The 6,120-nt window shown below is 73.4% G+C and carries 5 protein-coding genes; all 5 read right to left on the reverse strand.

The window, feature by feature from the left end; all coding sequences use genetic code 11:
• Positions 1-2,261, reverse strand: a 2,261-nt coding sequence (locus ASG00_RS01225; protein ID WP_235559033.1) for a molybdopterin-dependent oxidoreductase, incomplete at its 3' end; no start/stop codon positions are given.
• Complete coding sequence (locus tag ASG00_RS01230) at positions 2,258-3,088, reverse strand: FAD binding domain-containing protein (RefSeq protein ID WP_056206238.1); 831 nt, start codon at positions 3,086-3,088, stop codon at positions 2,258-2,260. The genes ASG00_RS01230 and ASG00_RS01225, both read right to left, overlap by 4 nt.
• A gap of 80 nt (positions 3,089-3,168) precedes the next feature.
• Positions 3,169-4,530, reverse strand: a complete 1,362-nt coding sequence (locus ASG00_RS01235; RefSeq protein ID WP_056206240.1) for an 8-oxoguanine deaminase — start codon at positions 4,528-4,530, stop codon at positions 3,169-3,171.
• On the reverse strand, positions 4,527-5,294 hold the full coding sequence (locus tag ASG00_RS01240; RefSeq protein WP_056206242.1) for a nucleoside phosphorylase: 768 nt from the start codon (positions 5,292-5,294) through the stop codon (positions 4,527-4,529). Before ASG00_RS01240 ends, ASG00_RS01235 begins: the two co-directional genes overlap by 4 nt.
• 165 nt (positions 5,295-5,459) lie before the next feature.
• The coding region (locus ASG00_RS01245) for a TetR family transcriptional regulator (protein WP_235559034.1) at positions 5,460-6,120 on the reverse strand (661 nt) is incomplete at its 5' end.

The raw sequence follows: 6,120 nt of genomic DNA on the forward strand, positions 1-6,120 counted from the left end.
AAGCCGACGATCCGCGCAGGGGTGCGCACCCCGTCGCCGGTCACCACGGCCGCCGACTCGTCGGTGCCTGTGAGCGCGGCGGCAGTGAGCCGCATTCGATCACGCAGCGTCAGGCATGCGGCATGCAGCGCCTTGCCGGTCACGGTGATGCCCGCCGACGCGAACGCGCCGGTGTCGTGCCGCACCTCGTCGGTGTCGGCGAAGCGGGCCTCGAGGCGGTCGAAGCCGACATCGAAGACGGATGCCGCGATCTGCCGCAGCACCGTGTGGGTGCCGTTGCCGAACTCCACCGTGCCGGCGCGCAGCACGTAGGTGCCGTCGGGCCGGAGCGTCGCCGTGGTGTGGGCGATGTGTCCGCGCGGGGCCATCGTGGCGATCATCGCCGCGGCCATCCCCTCGCCGACGAGCCAGCCGTCGGGAGCGTCGACGCCGTTGCCGCGCTCGAGGGCGCCCTGGGCGAGGTCGAGGCACTGGTCGAGGCCGTAGCTGCCCCAGACGAGGTCGGATTCGTACTCGTCCTGGTCGGGGTGCAGGTTGTCGCCCTCGACGACGGCGTTGCGGCGCCGCAGGTCGAACGGGTCGATGTCGAGACGTTCGGCGAGCATGTCCATCGCGGACTCCACCGCGAGCACGACCTGCCCGAGGCCGTAGCCGCGGAACGCCCCCGAGGGCACGTTGTTCGTGTAGACGACCTCGGCGTCGAGGCGACGCACCGGGGCGCGGTAGATCGTGGTCGACTCGGCGAGCGAGTGGAACATCACCCCGATGGCGTGGTTGCCGTAGGCGCCGGTGTCGCTCAGCAGGTCGATCTTCATCGCGGTGAGGGTGCCTGCGGCATCCGCCCCGAGGGTCACCGCCACCCGCATCGGATGCCGCACCGACGTGCGCTGGAACTCCTCGGCGCGGCTGAACTCGTAGGCGACCGGGCGGCCGGTGCGCAGCACGGCGAGCGCGACGAGGTCCTCGGCGAAGATCTCCTGCTTGCCGCCGAAGCCGCCGCCCACACGCGCCGTGTGCACGCGCACCCGGTCGGGGTCGAGGTCGAAGATGTGCGCGATCTCGTCGCGCGTGAGGAACGGCACCTGTGTGGACGAGCGGATGACGAGGCGGCCGTCGTCGTCGAGCCAGCCGACGCAGCCGTGGGTCTCGAGCTGCGCGTGCGAGACGCGCTGCGTGCGCCACGTGCCCGACACGGTGACGGCGCTCTCTGCGAGGGCCGCGTCGATGTCGCCGCCGTGCCCCTCGTGCAGCGACGCGATGACGTTGCGGTGGGGTTCGGCGACCCGGTCGGCGGGGGTGCGGTCGGCGTGCAGCAGCGGGGCGCCGGGTGCGCGGGCCGCCTCCGGGTCGAGCACCGCGGGGAGCACCTCGTAGTCGACCTCGATGAGACGGCAGGCCGCCTCGGCGGCGCCGGCGGTCTCGGCGACGACCGCCGCGACCCGCTGCCCGACGTGCCGCACGACGGTGTCGAGCAGCAGCGTGTCGTCGGGGTCGTCGGTGCGGTGCTCGTGACGGCCCGTCGAGTAGTGCACGGCGGGCGCGTCCTCGTGCGTGAAGACGGCCACGACCCCGGGCACCGCGCGGGCGGCGGCGGTGTCGATCGAGCGGATGCGCGCGTGCGCGTGCGGCGAGCCGATCACGCGCAGCACGAGCGATCCGGGCACAGGCTCGTCGAACGTGTACGGTTCGAGACCCTGCACCACGCGCCGGGCGGGCGCGGGGCGCACCGAGCGGCCGACGCCGTCCGCCCCCGCTGTCGGGGCGGGGGACGTGTCGGCGCCCGGGGCCGCACCGCCGCCCGCGTAGCCGGCCCCGGTCTCCCGCACCGGGCCGAGCACCGCCTCGTGGACGGCCTCGCGGATCGGCCGGTACCCGGTGCAGCGGCACAGGTTGCCCTTGAGGCGCCGGTCGAGGTCGTCGACGTCGTCGGCGTCGAAGGTCGACGCGGTCACGCTCATGCCGGGCGTGCAGAACCCGCACTGGAATCCGAAGTGCTCGACGAGCGCCTCCTGCACCGGATGCAGCTCGTCGCCGGGCGCGAGCCCCGCCGCCGTCGTGACCTCCCGCCCCTGGGCGCGGTGCGCCGGGGTGATGCACGAGTGCACAGGCGTGCCGTCGACGAGCACGGAGCAGGCGCCGCAGTCGCCGGCGTCGCATCCCTTCTTTACGCTCGTCGCGCCGGTCTCCCGCAGCAGCGTGCGCAGGCACTGTCCCGCCCGCGGCTCGGCGTCGCGCGGGGTGCCGTCGACGGTGAACCTCATGCGCCCGCCTCCAGCTCGATGCGGATGCGCTCCGCGAGCGCACGGCTCACGCCGCGGCGCCAGTCGGCCGGCCCGAGCGGGTCGGTGTAGTACGACGGCGCCGATTCGACCGCGGCGGCGAGGGCCGCGGCATCCGGCAGTGACGGGAACCGTCGCACGACCGGATGCAGCGTCGCCGCCGTGATCGCGAAGACGCTCGCGCCGTCGGGGTCGACGCGGCCGGTCACGACGGCACCCGAGCGCCCGAGCTCGGCGAGCGCGATCTTCTGCAGGCGCGCCCGGGAGCGCAGGGCGTACGCGGGGATCTCGATCGCCCGCAGCACCTCGCCGGCCGCGAGGGTGTTCTCGCCGTTGCCCGTGACGAGCTCGCTCACGGGCAGTCGCAGGTCGGTGCCGTCGGGGCGCCACACCCACGCGACGGCGTCGAGGGCGACAGCGAACGACACCATGCCGGCCGCGGCGAACGAGCGGCAGACGTTGCCGCCGACGGTCGCGGAGTTCCAGATCTTGAACGACGCGAGCAGCGCGTGTGCGCCGTCGGCGGCGAGGTGCGCGGCCGTCCAGTCGGCGGGCACGGGCTCGCTGCCCCGTCCCTCGGCCCACGCGACGAGGTGGGCGATCGGGCAGGTCGCGCCGATGCGCAGGCCGTCGGCGGAGATCTCGAGGAAGGGCCAGTCCATCGCGGTGATATCGACGAACCCGGATGTCTCGGGCTGCGGTTCGCTCATCAGCCACGTGCCGCCCGCGAAGATCACCTCGCCCGGCGCGAGGGCGAGGTCGCCGCGGGTGCGCGCGAGCCGATAGCTCTCGACCGTGTTGATGTCCACAACATTCCTCCGTGACCCAGCAAACCAAACCGCGGTTTCGCGGGTGTTTCGCGGGCCCGGGCGGTGCGCCCCAGCGCGCCCTACGCCCGGGCGGCGAGGTCCGCCGAGGCGCGGGCGACGGCCTCGGCGAGCACGGGCTCCTCGGCGGTCGCCAGGGCGCCGTCGACGACGACGTCGCGTCCGCCGACCCACAGGCGGGCGAGGGGCGGGAGCGCGCCGAGCCCGAGGGCGGCCACCGGGTCGAGGATGCCCGCGTGCTCCACCCCGTCGATGCGCCACACCGCGATGTCGGCGAGCTTGCCGGGCTCGAGCGAGCCCAGCTCGGCGTCGCGTCCGAGCACGCGGGCGCCGCCGATGGTCGCGATGCGCAGGCCGTCGCGCACCGAGAACGAGTCGGAGCCGGTACGCAGCCGGTTCATGAGCACGGCCTCGCGGATCTCGATGCCGAGCTGGCCCGATTCGTTCGACGCCGAGCCGTCGACGCCGAGCCCGACCGGAACCCCGGCGTGCAGCATGTCGTGCACGGGCGCGATGCCGGCGGCGAGCCGCGCGTTCGACGACGGGCAGTGCGCGACGCCGGTGCCGGTGGCCGCGTACCGTGCGATCGAGGGGGCGTCGAGGTGCACGGCGTGCGCCATCCACACGTCGTCGCCGAGCCAGCCGAGGCTGTCGAGGTAGTCGGTCGGGCTCATGCCGAACCGCTCCTGGCAGAAGGCGTCCTCCTCGACCGTCTCCGACGCGTGCGTGTGCAGCCGTACGTCGAGCGCGCGCGCGAGCACGGCGGCCTCGCGCAGCAGATCGGCGGTCACCGAGAACGGCGAGCAGGGCGCGATCGCGATGCGCACCGTCGACGAGAAGGACGCGTCGTGCCACCGCTCGACCGCCTGCTGCGACGCCGCGAGCGCGGCATCCGTCGTCTCGACCGCGAAGTCGGGCGGCAGTCCTCCCTGCGAGGCGCCGAGGTCCATCGACCCCCGCGTCGCGTGCAGACGCACGCCGATGCGGGATGCCGCGGCCACGAGCCCGCCCACGATGTCGCCGGATCCCTGCGGGAACACGTAGTGGTGATCGCCGACCGTGGTGCAGCCGGAGCGGGCGAGCACCGCCATGGCGCCGGCGGCGCCCGCCTCGACGAGGTCGGCGTCGATGCGCGCCCACAGCGGGTAGAGCGCCGTCAGCCAGTCGAACAGGATCGCATCCTGCGCGTAGCCGCGCGTGAGCCACTGGTAGAGGTGGTGGTGGGTGTTGACGAGTCCCGGGGTGACGAGGGTGCCGCGCGCGTCGATGATCTCGGCGCCGTCCCGCAGCTCGGCGGGGGCGGGGCCGTCGCCCACCGCGACGATCAGGTCGCCGTCGACGACCACGTGCCCGGCGCGGTGCTCGGTGCCCGCGGCATCCACCGTGGCGACGTAGGCGCCCTCGAGCACGCGACGCGCGGTCACAGCTGAAGCTCCACCGCGGTGTCGAGGGCGGCTTCGATCGAACGCATCCAGCCGTCCTTGAGGGCCGCGTTCGACTCGTCGTACAGCGACGCGCCCTCGACGAGGTTGCTCGAGCACGCGCACACCATGCCGGCGCGCAGCCCCCGCAGACGCGCGACGACGTAGAGAGCGGATGCCTCCATCTCGACGTTCAGGATGCCCATGCGGTTCAGCTCGCCGATCCATTCGGGCGTCTCGGCGTAGAACGCGTCGTCGCTCACGCTGATGCCGGTGTGCGAGCGCGTTCCGGCGGCTTCCGCGATGCGGCTGGCGTGGCGCGCCAGGGTCGTCGTGAGCTCGAGATCGGGCACCGCCGGGAAACCCTTCGGGAGGTAGGCGTCGGTGGTGCCGTCGTTGCGGAAGCTGCCTTCGCTCACGAGCAGGTCACCGGGGGCGATGCCGGGCTGCAGGCCCGCCGAGCTGCCCACACGGATGAACGAGCGCACCCCGACGCGCGCGAGCTCCTCGACGGCGATCGCGGTCGACGGGCAGCCCATGCCGGTGGAGGTCGCGGTGATGAGGCGCTCCTTGTACCAGCCGGTCATCGTGCGGTGCTCGCGGCGCCACGCGACCTCGCGCACGTCGGTGAGGAACTCCGCCACGAGGGGGACGCGGAACGGGTCACCGGGCAGCAGCGCGACCGAGGAGACCTCGCCCGGCTCGAGTCCGACGTGGTACTGGCGGGCGGTGAGCCCTGCCTGGGATTTGTCGACGACGGTGGACATGGGGGCGGCTCCTGGGGTGGATGGACGAACGGAATCGTCGCCGTCCCCGCCCTGAGCCGACGGATCCGCCCCCAGATCCGGGCGGTCATGGTAGATAGGACACGCGTTGTCGGTGACGCTAACACTCGCGTGTTTCGCGGTCGTGTCGGAGGCCGCGGCATCCGCTCAGCCGGGAGGCGGGCACCCCTCGGCGATGATGTCGAGGGCGCGGGTGACCACCGAGACGATGTCGGGGTCGACGGTGAACTGCCCCGTCGGGGTCATGCGGGTGTAGAGCGCCGCGCACCGCAGGGCCGAGGTCGCTGCGCACGCGGTGACGGTGGCGCGAAGGCGCAGCTCCTCGGATGCCGCAGCCGGCGTCGCGCCCCACCGCACCAGGAGCGTCGCGGCGATGCCCTGCTCCCACTGCATCAGCACGGGCAGCAGTCGGCGCCCGAACGGCAGCAGCTCGGCACGTCGGCCGATGCGGAAGACCAGGGCCGGCGGCCCCTTCTCTGGGACGACCGACAGCACCGACGCGTGGATCGACGCGAGCGGATGCTCGTCACGCGGACGGCTCTCGAGCTCTCGCAGCACGCGGGGGAGGAGGTCGCGAAGATCGTTGCCGATGACGTCCTCCTTGCTCTCGAAGTAGCGGAAGAACGTGCGGCGCGACACGTCGGCGCGCTCGGTGATGTCGGTGACGGTCGTCTCCGCGAAGCCCTTCTCGCTGAAGAGCTCGAGCGCGGCTGTGCGCAGGGCCTCCCTGACCCGGCGGCGGTTGCGCTCGCGGCGGTCGGGCGGGGCATCCGTGGGCGTCATGGGGCCTCCTGTGCAGACATCCTTC

Origin of the sequence: Microbacterium sp. Leaf351 (genome assembly GCF_001423825.1) — a bacterium.
In the GTDB taxonomy this organism is placed as follows: Bacteria; Actinomycetota; Actinomycetes; order Actinomycetales; family Microbacteriaceae; genus Microbacterium; species Microbacterium ginsengisoli.

What these genes read in the sequence shown, in the direction of transcription:
- ASG00_RS01240 (WP_056206242.1), bottom strand. Translation starts at nt 5,294, where the DNA reads ATGTCCACCGTCGTCGACAAATCCCAGGCAGGGCTCACCGCCCGCCAG.